This window comes from Actinosynnema sp. NPDC059797, assembly GCF_042732085.1.
Lineage (GTDB): Bacteria > Actinomycetota > Actinomycetes > Mycobacteriales > Pseudonocardiaceae > Actinosynnema.
Genome location: NZ_JBHWIE010000153.1, coordinates 1 through 17,004, shown reverse-complemented (window position 1 = coordinate 17,004; position 17,004 = coordinate 1). Strand labels below are relative to the sequence as shown.

The 17,004-nt window shown below is 72.9% G+C and carries 18 protein-coding genes and 1 pseudogene; 14 read left to right on the top strand and 5 right to left on the bottom strand.

Features of this window, described 5'->3' with window-relative positions:
- The 3 genes and pseudogenes from ACFV4N_RS27145 to ACFV4N_RS27135 all read left to right on the top strand — a co-directional run.
- Positions 1-706, top strand: a 706-nt coding sequence (locus ACFV4N_RS27145; RefSeq protein ID WP_499675425.1) for a transketolase C-terminal domain-containing protein, incomplete at its 5' end; no start/stop codon positions are given.
- Positions 703-1,625, top strand: a pseudogene (ispG, locus tag ACFV4N_RS27140) (flavodoxin-dependent (E)-4-hydroxy-3-methylbut-2-enyl-diphosphate synthase). The gene ACFV4N_RS27145 and the pseudogene ispG, both read left to right, overlap by 4 nt.
- 421 nt (positions 1,626-2,046) lie before the next feature.
- Positions 2,047-2,391, top strand: coding sequence for a DUF742 domain-containing protein (locus ACFV4N_RS27135; protein WP_499675424.1), 345 nt, complete (start codon positions 2,047-2,049; stop codon positions 2,389-2,391).
- A gap of 126 nt (positions 2,392-2,517) precedes the next feature.
- Here the strand turns inward: ACFV4N_RS27135 and ACFV4N_RS27130 are convergent, their stop codons facing one another.
- The 3 genes from ACFV4N_RS27130 to ACFV4N_RS27120 form a co-directional block, all read right to left on the bottom strand.
- Positions 2,518-3,429 (bottom strand): NAD(P)-dependent oxidoreductase, encoded by a 912-nt coding sequence (locus ACFV4N_RS27130; RefSeq protein ID WP_499675423.1) that lies wholly within the window; start codon positions 3,427-3,429, stop codon positions 2,518-2,520.
- 349 nt (positions 3,430-3,778) lie between these two features.
- Positions 3,779-4,507, bottom strand: a complete 729-nt coding sequence (locus ACFV4N_RS27125) for an anti-sigma factor family protein (RefSeq protein ID WP_499675422.1) — start codon at positions 4,505-4,507, stop codon at positions 3,779-3,781.
- A gap of 5 nt (positions 4,508-4,512) precedes the next feature.
- A complete protein-coding gene (locus ACFV4N_RS27120; protein WP_084717009.1) occupies positions 4,513-5,076 on the bottom strand; it encodes a sigma-70 family RNA polymerase sigma factor in 564 nt (187 codons plus the stop codon).
- A 205-nt stretch (positions 5,077-5,281) separates the two neighbouring features.
- Between ACFV4N_RS27120 and ACFV4N_RS27115 the strand changes: the two genes are divergently transcribed.
- From ACFV4N_RS27115 to ACFV4N_RS27090, 6 genes are all read left to right on the top strand, one after another.
- The gene (locus tag ACFV4N_RS27115; RefSeq protein WP_499675421.1) at positions 5,282-5,875 is read left to right on the top strand and encodes a hypothetical protein; all 594 of its coding nucleotides are present in this window, start codon (positions 5,282-5,284) and stop codon (positions 5,873-5,875) included.
- 44 nt (positions 5,876-5,919) lie between these two features.
- Positions 5,920-6,681 (top strand): DUF4142 domain-containing protein, encoded by a 762-nt coding sequence (locus ACFV4N_RS27110; protein WP_499675420.1) that lies wholly within the window; start codon positions 5,920-5,922, stop codon positions 6,679-6,681.
- A 169-nt stretch (positions 6,682-6,850) separates the two neighbouring features.
- Positions 6,851-7,690 (top strand): ferredoxin, encoded by an 840-nt coding sequence (locus ACFV4N_RS27105; RefSeq protein WP_499675419.1) that lies wholly within the window; start codon positions 6,851-6,853, stop codon positions 7,688-7,690.
- Positions 7,687-9,177, top strand: coding sequence for an NAD(P)/FAD-dependent oxidoreductase (locus tag ACFV4N_RS27100; protein WP_499675418.1), 1,491 nt, complete (start codon positions 7,687-7,689; stop codon positions 9,175-9,177). Before ACFV4N_RS27105 ends, ACFV4N_RS27100 begins: the two co-directional genes overlap by 4 nt.
- A gap of 240 nt (positions 9,178-9,417) precedes the next feature.
- Positions 9,418-10,623 carry a family 2 glycosyl transferase gene (locus ACFV4N_RS27095; RefSeq protein ID WP_499675417.1) on the top strand — a complete coding sequence of 402 codons (1,206 nt, stop codon included), beginning with the start codon at positions 9,418-9,420 and terminating at the stop codon, positions 10,621-10,623.
- A 196-nt stretch (positions 10,624-10,819) separates the two neighbouring features.
- Entirely contained in the window at positions 10,820-11,512 is a 693-nt protein-coding gene (locus tag ACFV4N_RS27090) for a D-Ala-D-Ala carboxypeptidase family metallohydrolase (protein ID WP_499675426.1), read from the top strand.
- Positions 11,513-11,566: 54 nt separating this feature from the next.
- Here the strand turns inward: ACFV4N_RS27090 and ACFV4N_RS27085 are convergent, their stop codons facing one another.
- Complete coding sequence (locus ACFV4N_RS27085) at positions 11,567-11,863, bottom strand: hypothetical protein (protein WP_499675416.1); 297 nt, start codon at positions 11,861-11,863, stop codon at positions 11,567-11,569.
- Between the two features lie 6 nt (positions 11,864-11,869).
- Between ACFV4N_RS27085 and ACFV4N_RS27080 the strand changes: the two genes are divergently transcribed.
- On the top strand, positions 11,870-12,328 hold the full coding sequence (locus ACFV4N_RS27080) for a YkvA family protein (protein WP_499675415.1): 459 nt from the start codon (positions 11,870-11,872) through the stop codon (positions 12,326-12,328).
- Positions 12,329-12,334: 6 nt separating this feature from the next.
- Here the strand turns inward: ACFV4N_RS27080 and ACFV4N_RS27075 are convergent, their stop codons facing one another.
- Positions 12,335-13,069, bottom strand: a complete 735-nt coding sequence (locus ACFV4N_RS27075) for a lysophospholipid acyltransferase family protein (protein ID WP_499675414.1) — start codon at positions 13,067-13,069, stop codon at positions 12,335-12,337.
- A gap of 76 nt (positions 13,070-13,145) precedes the next feature.
- On the opposite strand from ACFV4N_RS27075, the gene ACFV4N_RS27070 reads away from it, so the two are divergent.
- The 4 genes from ACFV4N_RS27070 to ACFV4N_RS27055 form a co-directional block, all read left to right on the top strand.
- Positions 13,146-14,336, top strand: coding sequence for a PP2C family protein-serine/threonine phosphatase (locus ACFV4N_RS27070; RefSeq protein WP_499675413.1), 1,191 nt, complete (start codon positions 13,146-13,148; stop codon positions 14,334-14,336).
- Complete coding sequence (locus ACFV4N_RS27065) at positions 14,336-15,826, top strand: sensor histidine kinase (RefSeq protein WP_499675412.1); 1,491 nt, start codon at positions 14,336-14,338, stop codon at positions 15,824-15,826. Before ACFV4N_RS27070 ends, ACFV4N_RS27065 begins: the two co-directional genes overlap by 1 nt.
- Positions 15,823-16,260, top strand: a complete 438-nt coding sequence (locus ACFV4N_RS27060; RefSeq protein WP_499675411.1) for a response regulator — start codon at positions 15,823-15,825, stop codon at positions 16,258-16,260. The genes ACFV4N_RS27065 and ACFV4N_RS27060 overlap by 4 nt, the downstream gene beginning before the upstream one ends.
- Positions 16,261-16,296: 36 nt before the next feature.
- The coding region (locus ACFV4N_RS27055; RefSeq protein WP_499675410.1) for an alpha/beta fold hydrolase at positions 16,297-17,004 on the top strand (708 nt) is incomplete at its 3' end.

Sequence of the window (17,004 nt, the reverse complement as noted above, 5' to 3'; positions counted from 1 at the left end):
CCCCACCTTCCTGTCCCGCGCGTTCGACCAGGTGCTGCTGGACGTGGCCCTGCACCGGCTGCCCGTGACGTTCGTGCTCGACCGCGCCGGGGTCACCGGGCCCGACGGCGCCAGCCACCACGGCATGTGGGACGCGTCGGTGCTGCCGGTCGTGCCCGGCCTGCGCCTGGCCGCGCCCCGGGACTGCACCTCGCTGCGGGAGCTGCTGCGCGAGGCCGTCGCCGTGGAGGACGGGCCCACCGCCGTCCGCTACCCCAAGGCCGGGGTGTCGGCGGGCATCCCGGCGCTGCGCCGGGTCGGCCGCTACGACGTGCTGCGCGAGGAGCCCGACGCGGTGGGCCTGATCATCGCGGTCGGCCCGATGGCCGGGCCGTGCCTGGCCGCCGCCGAGGAGCTGGCCGGGCACGGCGTGCCGGTCACCGTGGTCGACCCCCGCTGGATCGCGCCGCTGGACCCGGACCTGGTCAAGCTCGTCGCCGGGCACCGGCTCGTGCTGGCGGTCGAGGACACCACCACGCCCGGCGCCCTCGGCGGGCGGCTGGCGCAGGCGCCCGCCGTGGCGGGTTCGGCGACCCGCGTCGGCACCTTCGCGCTGCCGTCGGCGTTCCTGCCGCACGGCTCGCGCGAGGAGGTCCTGCGCGCGCACGGCCTCGACGCGGCCGGCATCACCACCACCGTCCTCAAACGACTCGGGGAGCACCGTTGACCACCCTCCTGCTCGCACCGCCCGCGCGGCGGCGCAGGGCGTCCCGCAAGCTCGACGTCGGCGGTGTCGCGGTCGGCGGCGACGCCCCGGTGACCGTGCAGTCCATGACCACCACCCCCACGGCCGACGTGGAGGCCACCCTGCGCCAGATCGCGGAGCTGACCGCCGCCGGGTGCGAGATCGTCCGCGTGGCCGTGCCCTCCCAGGACGACGCCGACGCCCTGCCCGCCATCGCGCGCAAGTCGCCGATCCCGGTCGTCGCCGACATCCACTTCCAGCCCCGCTACGTCTTCGCCGCCATCGACGCGGGCTGCGCCGCCGTGCGCGTCAACCCCGGCAACATCCGCAGGTTCGACGACCGGGTCGGCGAGATCGCCCGCGCCGCCGCCGACGCGGGCACCCCCATCCGCATCGGCGTCAACGCGGGGTCCCTGGACCAGCGGCTCTACGACAAGCACGGCGGCGCCACGCCCGAGGCCCTGGTCGACTCCGCCCTCTGGGAGTGCTCCCTGTTCGAGGAGCACGGCTTCACCGACCTGAAGGTCTCCGTCAAGCACCACGACCCGCTGGTCGTGATCTCCGCCTACCGGCAGCTGGCCCGCGCCTGCGACTACCCGCTGCACCTGGGCGTCACCGAAGCGGGACCGCTGCTCCAGGGCACCGTCAAGTCCTCCGTCGCCTTCGGCGTGCTGCTGTCGGAGGGCATCGGCGACACCATCCGCGTCTCGCTCTCCGCGCCGCCGTCATGGGCTGCGTGGTCAACGGGCCGGGCGAAGCCCGCGAAGCCGACCTGGGCGTCTCCTCCGGCAACGGCAAGGGCCAGATCTTCGTGCGCGGCCGGGTCGTGCGCACCGTCCCCGAGTCCAAGATCGTCGAAGCCTTCCTGGAGGAGGCGCTGAAGCTGGGCGCCGAGGGGTAGGCGCGGGCGGTGGTCGCCCGTTCCGGGGGTGCCGGGGGTTGCCGGGGGTGCCGACAACCAGCGGGTGGACGAACCTCAAACCTTGGTCAACAACCGTTGTGGGAGCGCTCCACCGTGCCTAACGTCGGCACGTGATCGCGAACCCGACCCCCATCGGTTAGTCCCGTCGACGCCCGGGGCCCCGGTCCCGGGCGAACCGGGGGTGAACGCGCGTCGACCGTTCGATGATGGGATGACTACCGAGAGGTTCAGACACCCGTTGAAAACGGTCGGACACACACCGTCGCAGACCAGTGGAAATCCTCCCACATACTGGGAAAATCGGGACAGAACGCCTGATCAACCGTAGGGTCGGGTGCCGTCAGAGAGACCCTGACCACAGGCGAGCGAAGATCAACTCCGACCGCGTCGAGGAGCTGGTGTGTCCACCCTCCGGGTACGCCCCTACACCAGGACCGGCGGCCGCACGCGTTCCGCCCGGACGCTGGCCATCGAAACGATCGTGTCCACCAACGAGCGCGTGGACCGGGACGCCCTGACGTCGACCGCCGAGCACCGCGCCATCAGCGACCTGTGCCGCCACCCGCACTCGGTGGCGGAGGTGGCGGCGCGGCTGCGGCTGCCGCTCGGCGTGGCGCGGGTGCTGCTCGCGGACATGTCCGAGCTGAGCCTGATCACCGTGCACCAGGGCGAGCCGGTCGACGCCGAGGGCAGGCCGTCGATGGACCTGATGGAACGGGTCCTGGCCGGCCTGCGACGCATCTGAACCAACCGGCCTCACCCCTCCCCGCCCCGCCCGCTCCCCTCGCCCGCTCACGCCCGCCCGCTCCCCGCTCCGCCCGCCTGCTCACACCCGCCGGGCTCCCCCGCTCACACCCGCCCGGCTCCCCGCTCACGCCCGCCCGGCTCCCCTGATCGCATCCGTGCGGTCCCTGACCGCCCGGACGACGGCGGCCATGTCCTCCTTGCCGTACCCCAGCTCCTGGGTGCGGGCGAACAGCTCCAGGCACACGTCCAGCAGCGGCGAGGCGATGTCGGCGGCACGGGCCGCGCCGGCGATCAGGCGGTTGTTCATCAGCACGTCGGCGATCGCGGCCTGCGCCTCGAAGTCACCGGCCAGCAGCTTGGCGGTCTTGGCGCGGGACACCTTGCTCGACATCGGACCCGAGTCCAGCACCTCGACCAGCTTGGTCAGGTCGAGGTGGTGGCGCTCGGCGAAGTGGAACGACTCGACCAGGCCGGTGGTCATGGTGATGAGGAACAGGTTCACCGACAGCTTCATCAGCAGGGCCTTGGGCGCCTCGCCGCACTCGACGACGTTCGAGCACATCGGCCCGACGACCTCCCGCACCCGCGCGACGGCCTCGGGCTCGCCGGCCAGCATGGCGACCAGCTCACCCGCCTCGGCCGGGCCGCGCGACCCGGACACCGGCGCCTCGACGTAGTGGCCGCCCGCCGCCCGGACGTCGGCTTCGAGGGCGTGGGAGAAGCCGGGCGAGGTGGTGCCCATGTGCACGAGCGTGCGGCCGGCGACCTTGCGGGCGAAACCGGCGGTGCCGCGTTCCAGGACGGCGTCGATCGCGGTCTCGTTCGCGAGCATCACGATGACCACCTCGGCCCGCTCGAAGACCTCCGCCACCTCGTCCACGACCAGCGCGCCCGCCTCGCGCAGCGGCTCGCACCGGTGCGGCGACCGGTTCCACACCACCAGGGGCTGCCCGGCACGCGCCAGGTTGAGGGCCATCGGCTGACCCATGATCCCGAGCCCGACGAAACCGACCTCCACCGCGACCTCCCGATCCACCCGTCACGACGCCACCGACGCCGCCTCCCGCGCCACCCAACCACCGCCCGCCCCACCGGTCTTGAACGCTGGTGCGCCCCGAACGCCGAACTCGGGGGTCCCGAACGCATGACACGCGGGTCCGGAACGCATGACACGCGGGTCCCGAACGCATGACACGCGGGTCCCGAACGTACGACTCGCGGATCCTGAACGTACGACTCGCGGTGTATGGGTGGAGGACACGTGGTGCCTGACCGGAGGACACGCGGGTGGGAAAGGGCTTTCACCGGCGTGTCGTCCGGTCAGGTGTCGCGAGTCGTACGTTCAGGTCGGGTGAGTTGTGCGTTCGGGACGCGTGGGTGTGGGGTCAGGAGGTGGGTAGGCGGACCAGGGTGGTGTTGTCCTTGGTGTCGCGGATCGCGAACTCGGTGATCTCGTGCCAGCTCAGGCCCACCGCCGCTTGGAGGTGGGCCGGGTCGCGGTCGGGGGTCGGGGACGACGCCAGCCAGGAGCCCAGGACCAGGGTTTCGCCGGTCTTGGACTTGGCGACCAGCTCGCACCTCGTCGGGCCCTTGGCGCCCTTGACGTCCAGTTCCAGCGACATGCCCCACGGTTGCGGGGTGGCGACCAGGTCCGCGGTCACGCCGGTCGTGCCGTCGGTCCTGGAGAGCCTGCCGGAGGCGTCCGGCGCGCCCTTGGCCACGTTGGTCTGCGCCGGCACCGACGTGGTGGGGGCGGCCGCCTGGTCCGACGGCGCGACCGCGTAGACGGAGACGACCGCGGTCAGCGCGACCAGCAGCACGGCCGCGGCGGCGGCCAGCAGTGCCGTGTTGCGGCGCTTGCGCGCCCGGAGGTCCGAGACGTTGTCCAGCATGGCGCGCACCGAGCGGCCGTCGGGCCGCTCCCCCGTGCCGGCGCGCAGCAGGCCGTTGGCGTTCGCCTCGTCGAGCAGGTCGGGCAGCTCGGCGAAATCACGCAGGTCGAGCGCACATCGGCGGCACTGGGCCAGGTGGTTCTCGAAGGCGTCGACCTCGTCCTCGTCCAGCACCCCGAGGACGTACGCCGCCACGTCGATGTGGTTCGTAGGCGATGTCACGCGAGTCAGCCCCGATCCTGCAACGCCCGCCGCAGGGCGCGCAGCGCGTAGTACACCCTGGATTTGACCGTGCCGGGCGGTACCCCGAGCACCGCTGCGGCCTCCCCGACGGTCCGGTCCCTCAAGTACGTCTCGAGAATAGCCTCCCGGTGTTCCTCGGTCAGTCCGTTCATCGCTTCGGCTACGACTATCGCCGCCAGGGTGCGGTCGGCTTCATCCCGCACCGGGGCTTCGTCCGACGGCGTCAACTCCGACTCCTGCGGTCTGACGCTCCGCTTCCGACGGTCGTCGATGACCAGTCGCCGGGCGACGGTGAACAGCCACGAGCGCAGCAGGACCGGGTCCCGCTCCAGCTTCTCGGCGTTCCGCCACGCCCGCACGAGCGTCTCCTGGACGATGTCCTCGGCCCACTGCCGGTCGCTGCCGGTCAGTCTCATGGCATGTCCGAGCAGCGCGCTGCCGAACTCCTGGTAGAGCCTGCGGATCAGCTCGTCTTCCGGGCTCACGTCCGGCCAGGTGCGTTCTCTTTGGGGGGAAGTGCTGCGTCTGTGCCGCGCCACGCCGTGCATCCAAGCGCGCCGAGTGGTTCCGCGTCGAGGGTTTGGCCTCAAAAAAAGTGGTCGATTTGTTCGTGAACCGTCACCGCATCGTGTCCGTACTTCCCGGTATCCGCCTCAACGGCCAGGACCCGACCACCCGGTCCTTGGGCCTTCCGGCGGACCCCGCCGGCAGGAGAAAGGACCAACGATGCGCGGTCGACGTACCCGAAAGGCGTTGCTGCTGGTTCCGGCAGCCGCGGCGTCGGTGCTGGTCAGTGCCTGTGGCACGACCGGGACCGGCACCGCGGGCAGCCAGGACGGCGCGGCTGCCGCCGACTCCGGCACGACGACTCTCCAGCAGAACCCGGAATTCAGCAAGGAGCCGCACCAGCTGCTGTTGGCGACCGAGTCCAGGCAGGTCGGGTGGTTCGTGGCGGACGCGGGTGGCTTCGCCCTCTACCGCTTCGACAAGGACACGGCGAAACCGTCGAAGTCCAATTGCGACGCGGCGTGCCTGGAGCTGTGGCCCCCGGTGCTGGTCGGGGAGCACACGATGACCTCGGGGGTGGACCCGACGCTGGTCGGTTCGGTGGACCGGGCCGACGGCCGGAAGCAGGTCACGCTCGCCGGGTGGCCCCTCTACCGGTACGCGGGTGACAAGAAGGCGGGCGACCTGACCGGTCAGGGCAGGAACGGCACGTGGTTCGCGGTGACGCCGGAGGGCAAGAAGGCGCAGGCGAACGACGGCGCCGCGGCAGGCGACGCGGAGACGGACCCCGGCACGGGCACGGGCACGAACCCCGGCACGGGCACGGGTGACGGTTACTAGACGACCACGACACGACCACGACGGCGACCAGGACGAGAAGACCCATGTCAGCCAAGCGTTTCACGGCGATCGCGTTGGCCCTGCACCTGCTGTTCCTGCCCGCGTCGACCGGTGTCGCGCACGCCGACGACCCGGCGGACGCCGGCCCGGTGCAGCAGACCCCGCTAGGCCCGATCACCGCGCTGGACGAGGACCTGCTGGTCAAGGTGCGGCTGGCGGGCCTGTGGGAGATGCCCATGGGCGAGGAGGCGCAGACCCGCGCGGCCAGCCGGCGCGTCAAGGAGGTCGGGCAGCAACTGGCGAGCGACCACGAGTTCCTGGACGAGCGGGTGGTGCGGCTGGCGTCCCAGATGGGCGTGGAGCTGCCCGCCGAGGCCAACGCCGACCAGCAGTCGTGGATGGCGGAGATGCGCTCGCGCACCGGCGCCGCGTTCGACGACTCGTTCGCCAACCGCCTGCGCGCCGCCCACGGCTCGATCTTCCCGGTCATCGGCACGGTGCGGGCGAACACCCGCAACGAGGCCATCCGGCAGTTCGCCCAGATCTGCAACCAGATCGTGCTCAAGCACATGACGCTGCTGGAGAGCACCAACGCGGTCACCGACATGGGCCTGTCCAAGCCGGTGCCCGCGGGCGCGGTGAACCAGGTGAACCAGGCCGCGGTCGCCGCGGACCCGGTGCGCGCCGCCCGCGTGGCGCCCGCGAACGGCCCCAGCCCCCTCGTCGTGCTCCTCATCTGCCTGGTGGGCGTGGTGGTGACCATCGGAGTCCTGCGCCTGCTGCGGCCCCGCGGCGACGTCAGGTGAAAGGAGGTGGTGGCCGGACGAACCGACACCACGGCTCGAACCCATCACGGAGATCTTCCGAACCCCTCGACCCGCCCGGCCGCCGCGACCACTCCTGCACGGCGGACCGGGCGGGTCCCCGCCCCGACCGCCTGCGAGTCCTCCCCCGCCATCTCGGAGGTAAAGTCCCGTGCTCTCCCAGGTTCCGCTGCTGGTCGCCCAGGCGGCAGGCGGCGACCACGACGCCGGTGTGCGCCACGTCGCGCAGGTCTCGGCGCGCCTGGCCTACGTGTTCATGTGCGCGACCCTGTGCTGGGGCGTGCTGATCGCGACCGGCTGGGCCAACAAGGTCACCGGTAGGCAGGGCCTGCGCAACAGCCACATGGTGCTGGCGACGCTGGCCCTGGCCTTCGCCTCGCTGCACGCGTTCGCGTTCACCCTGCTGCGGCTCGGCGCGTTCTCCCACCTCCAGCTCCTGGTGCCCTTCGCGAACGGCGGCCCGGCCCGGCACGCCCTGGGCATCGCGGCGCTGGAGCTGATGCTGGCCATCGCGTTCACCGCGGGCCTGCGCAAGAAGGTCTACTACCGGAAGTGGCTGCGCGGCCACCAGCTCGCCTACGCCGCCGTCACGCTCGGGGTGGTCCACTCCTGGTTCGGCGCGATCGCCAACGGCACCCTCTCGGTGCTGTGGCTGGCCGGCCTCACCGTCCTGATCCCCACGGCCACCATCGCCGTCGCCCGCTTCCTGCCGCCGCACGTGCTGGTGAAGCTGGGGATGCTGGAGCCGGAGCCCGGGTTCGAGCCCGAGCCGGACGGCGCGGGTGGCAGCGCGCTCGACATCAGCGTCGACAACGAGCGCTGCCACCGCTACGGCATCTGCCAGGCCGAGGCGCCGGGGCTGTTCCAGCTCGTCGACGACGAGCGGCTGCGCTACGAGCGCAGGCCGCCGCCCGAGCAGTTCGCGAAGGCGCGGGCCGCCGCCCGCGCGTGCCCGATGCGCGCGATCGAGCTGCGGGAGCGTGTGCGGTGAGGAACGAGGAACGCGTGGTCATCGCGGGCGGCGGCCTGGCCGGCCTGCGCGCGGGCGAGCGGTTGCGGGAGCTGGGTTTCCGCGGCGAGATCGTGATCGTGAGCGCGGAGCGGCACCTGCCCTACCACCGGCCCGCGCTGTCCAAGGAGGCCATCAACGGCGAGCTGACGGCGGCGGACCTGCGGTTGACCATCAGCCGCGAGCTGAACGCGGTCTGGCGGCTGGGCACGTTCGCCACGCACCTGGAGCCCGACCGGCGCGTGGTCGGCCTGCCCGGCGGCGAGGAGCTGAAGTACGACGGGCTGGTCATCGCCACCGGCGTCGAGCCGCGGCACCTCGCGGGCGCGCCCCGGCAGGACCCGCGCATCCACGTGCTGCGCACCGTGGACGACGCGATCGCGATCAAGCAGGCGATCAACTCCACGCAGGGCCTGGTCGTGGTCATCGGCGGCGGACTGATCGGGTGCGAGATGGCCGCGTCGGTGAAGGCGATGGGCCGTGACGTGGCCATCGTGAGCCGGTCGTCCACGCTGCTGGGCAGCGCGGTCGGCCAGGACATCGCCGAGACCGTCACCGCCGCGCACCGCGCGCGGGGCGTGCGGATGGCGATGGGCGTGAAGATCCGGCACTGGGTGCGCCAGGCGGGCGGGGTGGCGATCCACCTGTCCGACGGGCAGGTGTTCTTCGCCGCGGTCGTGGTGATCGCGGTGGGCGCCTCCCCGTCGGTCCACTGGCTGCGCGGGTCGGGTCTGGTGCTGGAGGACGGGGTGCTGTGCGACCCCACGTGCCACGTGGTCGGCGCGACCGACGTGGTGGCCGCGGGCGACGTCGCGCGGTGGCCGAACCTCCGGTTCGGAGGACAACCGCGTCGGGTCGAGCACTGGCTCAACGCGGTGGAGATGGGGCGGGCGGCCGCGGAGAACCTGTTGGCGGGCAGGGAGAACTCGCGGCCGTTCGCCCCGGTCCCCCGGTTCTGGACCGAGCAGTACGGGATGCGGATCCAGGGCTCGGGCATCCCGGCGCTGGGCAAGGACACCACGACGCTGGCCGGGTCCCGGAAGGACCACCGGACCATCACCGGTTTCGTCCAGGACGGGCGCCTGGTCGGGATGGTCGGCCTGGACGCGCCCACGGCGATGATCAAGCTGTCCACGGAGCTGTGGCGGCAGAACCGGGTGACCGCGAGCGGGCCGCAGCGGCGTGCGCCCCAGCACCTGGCGCCGCCGGAACGCCTGGCCGACCGAGTCGGGCCGCCCGAGCGGACGACCGAGCGGACGCACGCGGGGGGACGGACCACCGCGGCGGGGCAGGCGCCGGAGCCCTACGAGTCGGAGCACCACGAGCCGGCGCGGTTCGACGCCCGGCTGCCCCGGCAGCAGCAGGAGTCGCAACCGCTGCCGATACCCGCGCACGCGCCCGTGGTGCGCACGCGCGGGCACGGCGGCCGGCCGTTGGCCCGCACCGGCCCCCGGGCGCGGCCCCGCTGAACGGCCGCCCTCCCCGGGCCACCCGACAACGGTGTCGGGACCGCCCGTGCCGGTCGTTCGCCCGCGCGCCACCCGGCGGTCGCGCGGCCGTTCCCCGCTGTCACCCGGAACGGGGGTTTGACTCGCGAAGGGCCAGTTCGGACCGGATGGCACACCCGCGTCCGGGCATCTGTTACCTCGACGCCGTGTCGCCGTAACGCGGGCCACCAAGCATTCGCTCCTATGGCGAACCGGAGTGGAGTGACCGTCGTCGGGATCCCGGCCCGCGACGAGGCGCGCACGGTCGGCGCGGTGGCCCTGGCCGCCGACGCCGGCCTGCACCTCGCTTTCCCGGGCGGCGCGAACGTGGTGGTGCTCGCCGAGAACGGCAGCACCGACGACACGGTGCGGCGCTTCACCGAGGCGCCGCTGCGCAGCCGGAAGGTGGTGGCCAGCTCCGGCGGCGAGGGCACCGGCAAGGGCACGAACGTGTTCGCCATCGCGGACCGGGCGCTCGACCTCGACGCGGACCGGCTGCTCCTGCTCGACGCGGACGTGCGGTCCACCGAACCCGCGTGGATCTCGGCGCTGGCCGACGCCGTGGACTCCGACGAGCCGACGCTCGCCGTGCCCGCCTACCGCCGCAACCGGTTCGAGGCCAACACCACCAACCACCTGGCCAGCCCGCTGCTCGCGGCCGTGTTCGGGGTGCACGTGCAGCAGCCCATCGGCGGCGAGTTCGCGTTCAACCGGGCGTTCCTGGAACGGGCGCGCACCTGGCCCCGGCCGGACAGCGCGTACCTGTACGGCATCGACGTGTGGTTGACCGCCAACGCGCTGCGCGAGCACATGCGCGTGGTGGAGGTGCCGCTGGGGCGCAAGCTGCACAACTCGCCGTTCCCCAAGATCCTGCGGTTGCCGCAGCAGGTGCTGGACTCGCTGTTCCACGTCGTGCTGCGGACCGACGCGGTGCGCACGTCGGGTCCCGCGGCGCCGGGGGCGCGGGCCGCGGTGGACGGCGCGGCGGCGCCGCAGGACCCGGCGGTGGTGTCGCGGGTGTCGGAGTCGGTGGCGCGCTACCTGGAGGCGCACCGGGACGACGTGCGGCGGCTGTTCCCGTCGGCGGCTTCGGCGGGCGTCGCGCCGTGGGGGCTGCGGGTGACCACCGAGGACTGGCCGCACGTGCTGGCCGACGCGGTGGCGGCGGTGGCGCGCGGCCGGTTCGAGGCGGCCCGGGACCACCTGGTGGCGCTGTACGTCAACCGGGTGCTGACCTTCTGGGAGGAGATCGACGGCCTGCGGGACACCGAGGTCGACGCGCTGCTGGACCGGCAGGCGGCCGAGACCGTGACCGCCGTGCGGGGCAGGCGGATCGCGCTGGGCGGGCGCACCGGGCCGACCGGTTTCGACGTGCGCCACTGGGCCGGGTTCAACGACGTCTCCCCCGCGTGGAGCGTGCCCGCGTGATCCGGTGGCGGCGAGGTGCCGCCGTCCTCCCGCCGCCGGGGGAATCCGTTCGTTCACAAACTGTTCTCCATGTGTGAAAACTTCGGACATCCCGGACAGATTGACGTAAGTTTTCAGCATCCGCCAGGCTCCAGGTCTCCTGCACCCGAACGGTCTGGAGGACCCTGTGCCCCGACTCCTGTCCTACCTCGCCTCGTTGGCGCTGGTCGCCGGCGTGCTCGTGCTCGGCGGCGGCACGGCGCAAGCCGACGGCTGCTACACGTGGAACCGAACCCTCTCCCAGGGCGCGTCCGGTGAGGACGTCCGGCAGTTGCAGATCCGCCTGGCCGGCTACCCCGGCAGCGGCGCGGTGCTCGGCCTCGACGGCCAGTTCGGACCCGCGACGAGGTCGGCGCTGATCCGCTTCCAGCAGGCGTACGGCCTGGGCGCGGACGGCGTGGCGGGCAGCGCGACCTACTCGCGCATCTACGCCCTCCAGGACGACGACTGCACGCCGGTCAACTTCACCTACGGCGAGCTGAACAACTGCAACTCCGACTGGTCGGGCGGTCGGGTGTCGGCGGCCACGGCCCGGTTCAACGCGCTGGTGTCGATGTGGAAGCTCCAGGCCATGCGGCACGCGCTGGGCGACCAGCCGATCCGGGTGACCAGCGGCTTCCGCAGCGTGGCGTGCAACAACGCGGTGGGCGGCGCGTCCGACTCCCGGCACCTCTACGGCGACGGCGTCGACCTGGGCGCGGGCTCGCACTCCCTGTGCCGCCTGGCGCAGCAGGCCCGCAACCACGGCTTCAACGGCATCCTCGGTCCGGGCTACCCCGGCCACAACGACCACACCCACCTCGACCACCGGGGCAGCCGCTTCTGGTCCGCGCCCTCCTGCGGCATCTGAGCCGCAGCGCCTGACGGGGGCCCGCCGCGTTCCGCGCGGCGGGCCCTGCCCGGTTCACCCCGCCGGGGTGGTCGGCGCACCGCCTCGACCGGGCCGGAACCGACCGGCGGACCGGGCGCGCCGGGGTGTTCGACCGTCCACACCGGACAGCCCGGGCAGTTCGGCCACCCCGGGCACCCCGGCGGGCGCGGTGTCGCGCAGCCGGGCGTGCCGTTCCGCCGCGATCGGCGCGATCGCCGGGCCGGCGATCGCGGCGGGCAGCTCCTCGGGGTCGGCGGGCCGCGCGGCTCGTGGATCCGCCGGCGAGCGGCCGGCCGGAGACCGGAAGTTTCCGGCGCGCGGCCCTACCATGGGGGCGTGATCCTGGTAGCCGTGGTGCTCACCCTGCTGGGCGCGAGCACGCTCCTGTGGCGCGACGCCGACCTGGTCGGGCTGCCCCCGGTGGTCGCGGGCCTCGTCCTGCTCGCCCTGGGCGTGGGGGCCGGCGTGCTGTGGGCGGTGCGCCGCCGCCGGCGGTGGGAGCGCGACGGCGAGCCCCGGCCGGTCGGCAACGTCGTCCAGCGCGCCCGCGCCCTGCCCCGCCTGATCCGGCAGCGCAAGGCCTACGGGCTGCCCACCACCACCCTGGCCACGTGGGCGTTCGCGTTGGTCTACCTCGTCTCGCCGATCGACGTGCTGCCCGAGCTGCTGCCGCTGATCGGCGTCACCGACGACGCGGGCGTGGCGGTGTGGCTGCTCACCAGCGTGTCCACCGTCGCGGGCCAGTACCTCAACTGGGAGCGGTCGGGTCGCCGCAAGGCCGAGCCCAAGCCCTGACCCGCCTCACCGTGCGCGCGGGTGCGGCAGCTCCCGGATGCCGGTCAGCAGCCCGGTGACCGCGCCCATGATCCGCGCGGTGGCCTCGTCCAGGACGGCCTTGGTCGGCTCCAGCCCGTACAGGTCGGACAGGTCCACCTCCGGGCCCGCCGCCACCGACACCCGACGCCACGGGCGGGGCAGGAAGCGGCCGGGCGGCAGCAGCTCCCGCGTGCCCCACTGCGCCACCGGCACCACGGGTGTGCGGGTGGCCAGCGCGACCCGCGCCACGCCGTTCTTGCCCCGCATCGGCCAGCCGTCCGGGTCGGAGGTGAACGTCCCCTCCGGGTAGACGATCACGCACTCGCCCTCCTCCAGCGACGTCCGGGCGACGTCCAGGGCGCGCCCGGCGCGGGCCGTGCCGCGGTCCACCGGGATGTGCCGCCCCGAGGACATCACCCACCCCAGGACCGGCACCCGCCACAGGCTCGCCTTGGCCAGGTACCTCGGCACCCGGCCGGACGCCAGGGCGAACGCGGTCAGCGTCACCGGGTCGGCGAACGACAGGTGGTTGGAGGCCAGCAGCACGGGCCCCTGTCGGGGGATGTTGGCCCGGCCGCCCATCCGCATCGGCACGAACAGCACGACCAGCGGCCACAGCACGTCGATGGCCACCGAGTACCAGAAACCCCGGCCACGGCGGGGCAGCCGGGCGGTCATCGCCGCCATCCGGTAGAACGTCACGCGGGGATCTTCGGTCATGGCCGGCGCTCCCGTTCCGGCGACCCACCGCACCACGTCACCCGGCGCTGATCGATTTCGACTAATCTCCTCCCCCGTGGCAGGGCTCCCCGCACCGCGCACCGCGGTCGACCGCATCAGCGTGCTGCTCGTCGAGGACGACGAGGGCGACGCCGTGCTGGTCGAAGCCCTCCTGGACGAGGTGGACGCCGACGTCGAGCTGCACCGCGCGCGGACCCTGCGCGAGGCCGAGGGGCTGCTGACCAAGGTGGACTGCGTCCTGCTCGACCTCGGCCTGCCCGACACCACCGGGCTGGACGGGCTGACCAGGCTGCTCGCGCACCCCGCGCCGGTCGCGATCATCGTCCTCACCGGTCTGAACGACGAGCACCAGGGCACCCGCGCGGTGGCCGCGGGCGCGGAGGACTACCTGGTCAAGGGCCAGGTCGACGGCGTGGGTCTGGCCCGCGGCATCCGCTACGCGGTCGGCCGCAAGCACGCCGAGGAGACCCAGCGGCAGCTCCGCGACGAGCAGCTGCTCGCGGCGGAGAAGACGCGCCTGGAGCGCGGCCTGCTGCCCTCGTTCATCCTGCACGACGACGCGCCCGACGTGCGGTTCCGCTACCGCCCCGGCGGCAGCCGGATGCTGCTGGGCGGCGACTTCTTCGACGCGGTCAGCAGGCCGGACGGCACGCTCCAGGTGATCATCGGCGACGTGTGCGGGCACGGCCCGGACGAGGCGGCGCTGGGCGTGTTCCTGCGCATCGCGTGGCGGGCGCTGGTGCTGGCCGACCAGGAGCCGTCGCGGGTGCTGCGCACGCTGCACGAGATCCTGGAGCACGAGCGCCACCAGCCCGGCCTGTTCACCACCGCGTGCATGGTGACCATCTCCCCCGACCGCCGGTGGGCGCGGATCTACCTGGCCGGGCACCCCGAACCGATGCTGCTGGTCGGCGACCGCGTGGTGGAGCTGCCCCGGGACCGGGCGGGCCTGCCGCTGGGCGTGCTGCCGGACAGCACGTGGAGCGGCCTGGACGTCCCGCTGCCGCACGGCTGGTCGATGCTGCTCTACACCGACGGCCTGGTCGAGGGCCGCGTGGTCGGCGACCCCGAGCGGCTCGGCTCGGAGCGGCTGATCGAGCTGATCGGCGAGGTCACCGGCGGCGACATCGGCCACGTGGACGACCCGGATGTGCTGCTCGACACCCTGATCTCCAGGGTCAAGGAGCTGAACGGCGGGGAACTCGACGACGACATGGCTGTCATGCTGATCTCGGAACAGGACTGATGGACTACCGCACCCGCTGGCCCGCGTCGAGGCTGCTGGTCGTCGCCGTGGCGACCCTGATCATCGTCAGCGCGGGCGCGATCGCCAGCCTGGCCGTCGCCCTGTCGGGCCTGTCCGACGCGCGCCACCTGCTGCTGGACCGGATCGCGCCGGCGCGCAACGCCGTGCTGGAGATCGACACCGCCGTCATCAACCAGGAAACAGGCGTGCGCGGGTACCTGCTCAGCGCGAACCGGGAGTTCCTGGAGCCCTTCGAGGCCGGCCTGGTGGACGAGCGGGACGCGGTCGAGGAGGTCGAGCGGCTGGTCGTGCCGATGCGCCCCGACCTCTCCGACGAGATCGACGGCGTGAGCGCGCTGGCGGAGCAGTGGCGGTCGGAGTACGCCCGGCCGCTGATCGCCTCGGTCGACTCGACCGGCACCCCGGAGTCGCAGCCCGCCGAGTCCCTGCTGGGCAAGGAGCTGTTCGACCGGCTGCGGTCGGCCATCAACGGGGTGGTCGGGCAGCTCGACGGTGACGCCGCCGCGGCCCGCGCGGAACTGGACGACGTCGCGCGCGACGTGGTGTGGCTGCTGGTCGGCCTCGGCGCGCTGCTGGTGCTGATCATCAGCGGGATCGCGGTGGTGCTGTACCGGATCCTGATCGCGCCGCTGTCCGGGCTGGCGGCCGACGTGCGCGAGGTGTCGTCGGGCGACTTCGCGCACGAGGTGCGGGCGGGCGGTCCGCGCGAGGTCGTGATGCTCGGCCAGGACGTGGAGACCATGCGCACGCGCATCCTCTCCGACGTCAAGGACCTCCAGCGGTCGAACTCGGAGCTGGAGCAGTTCGCGTACGTGGCCTCGCACGACCTCCAGGAGCCGCTGCGCAAGGTGGCGAGCTTCTGCCAGCTGCTGGAGCGCCGCTACTCCGGCCAGCTCGACGAGCGCGGCGAGCAGTACCTGCGGTTCGCGGTGGACGGCGCGAAGCGGATGCAGGTGCTGATCAACGACCTGCTGGCGTTCTCCCGGGTCGGCCGGATCACCCGCGAGCAGACCCTGGTGGACTGCGAGGCGCTGGTCGAGCAGGTGATGGACAGCTACTCCGAGGTCATCGAGCGCACCGGCGCGACGGTCGAGGTGGGCGAGCTGCCGACGGTGCGCGGCGAGGAGTCCCTGCTCAGCGGCGTGTTCGGCAACCTGGTCAGCAACGCGCTCAAGTTCCGCGGCGAGGACCCGCCGCACGTGGTGATCAGCGCCGAGCGAACCGGTGACCTCTGGACGTTCACCGTGCGCGACAACGGCATCGGCATCGACACGGAGTACGCTGAGCGCATCTTCGTGATCTTCCAGCGCTTGCACCACAAGGACGACTACCCCGGCACGGGTATCGGGTTGGCCATGTGCCGGAAGATCATCGAGTACCACGGCGGCACCATCTGGCTCGACACCACCGCGGACACCGGCACGACCTTCAAGTTCACCCTCCCGGCAGTAGAGGACGACGAGCAATGAGCAACCCGCTGAACGTGATCGACGTGCTGCTGGTTGAGGACGACCCGGGCGACGCCCTCATGACCCAGGAGGCGTTCGAGCACCACAAGATCCGCAACCAGCTGCACGTGGTGCGCGACGGCATCGAGGCGCTGGAGTTCCTGCGGCGCGAGGGCCCGTACGCCGACGCGCCCCGGCCGGGCCTGATCCTGCTGGACCTGAACCTGCCGAAGCGGGACGGGCGGGAGGTGCTGGCGGACATCAAGGCGGACGAGTCGCTGCGCACGATCCCGGTGGTGGTGCTGACCACGTCGGAGGCGGAGGAGGACATCCTGCGCAGCTACAACCTGCACGCCAACGCCTACGTCACCAAGCCCGTCGACTTCGACCGGTTCATCGAGGTCGTGCGGCAGATCGACGACTTCTTCGTGACCGTGGTGAAGCTGCCGCGATAGGGTTCCGGACCCCCGGCGACGCGTGAGGGAGCGGTCATGGGTTCGGTGATCTCGGCGGACGGCACGCGGATCGGGTTCTCGCGGGTGGGGACGGGTCCGGCGGTGGTGCTGGTCGACGGGGCGTGCTGCTTCCGGGCGTCCGGGCCGATGGCCGGGCTGGCGGAGGCGCTGAGCGGGTCGTTCACGGTGTTCACCTACGACCGGCGCGGTCGGGGCGAGAGCGGCGACACCGCGCCCCACGCGATCGGGCGCGAGGTGGAGGACCTGGCCGCGGTCGTGGCGGAGGCCGGCGGGTCGGCGTGCGCGCACGGCTTCTCCTCGGGCGCGGTCCTGGCGCTGCACGCCGCGGCGGCGGGGGTGCCGCTGCGGGCGTTGTCGCTGCTGGAGCCGCCGCTGTCGTTCGAGCCCGACGAGGGGCCGGACGTGCGGCCGGAGATCGAGGCGCTGGTCGCGGCCGGTCGGCGCGGGGACGCGGTGGCCCGGTTCCAGGTGGCGTGCGGCGTGCCGGAGGAGTTCGTGGCGGGCGCGCGGCAGTCGCCGGGTTGGCCGGTGCTGGAGGCCCTGGCCCACACCACCGCCTACGACCTGGCGATCACCGCCACTCCCCCGGACCTGGCCGCGGTCACCGCGCCCGCGCTGGTCCTGGACAGCGCGAGCAGCGACGGCCGGCTGCGGGCGTGGGCCGACGGGGTCGCCGAGCGCCTGCCCGGCGCGACGCGCCGCACCCTGCCCGGCGAGTGGCAC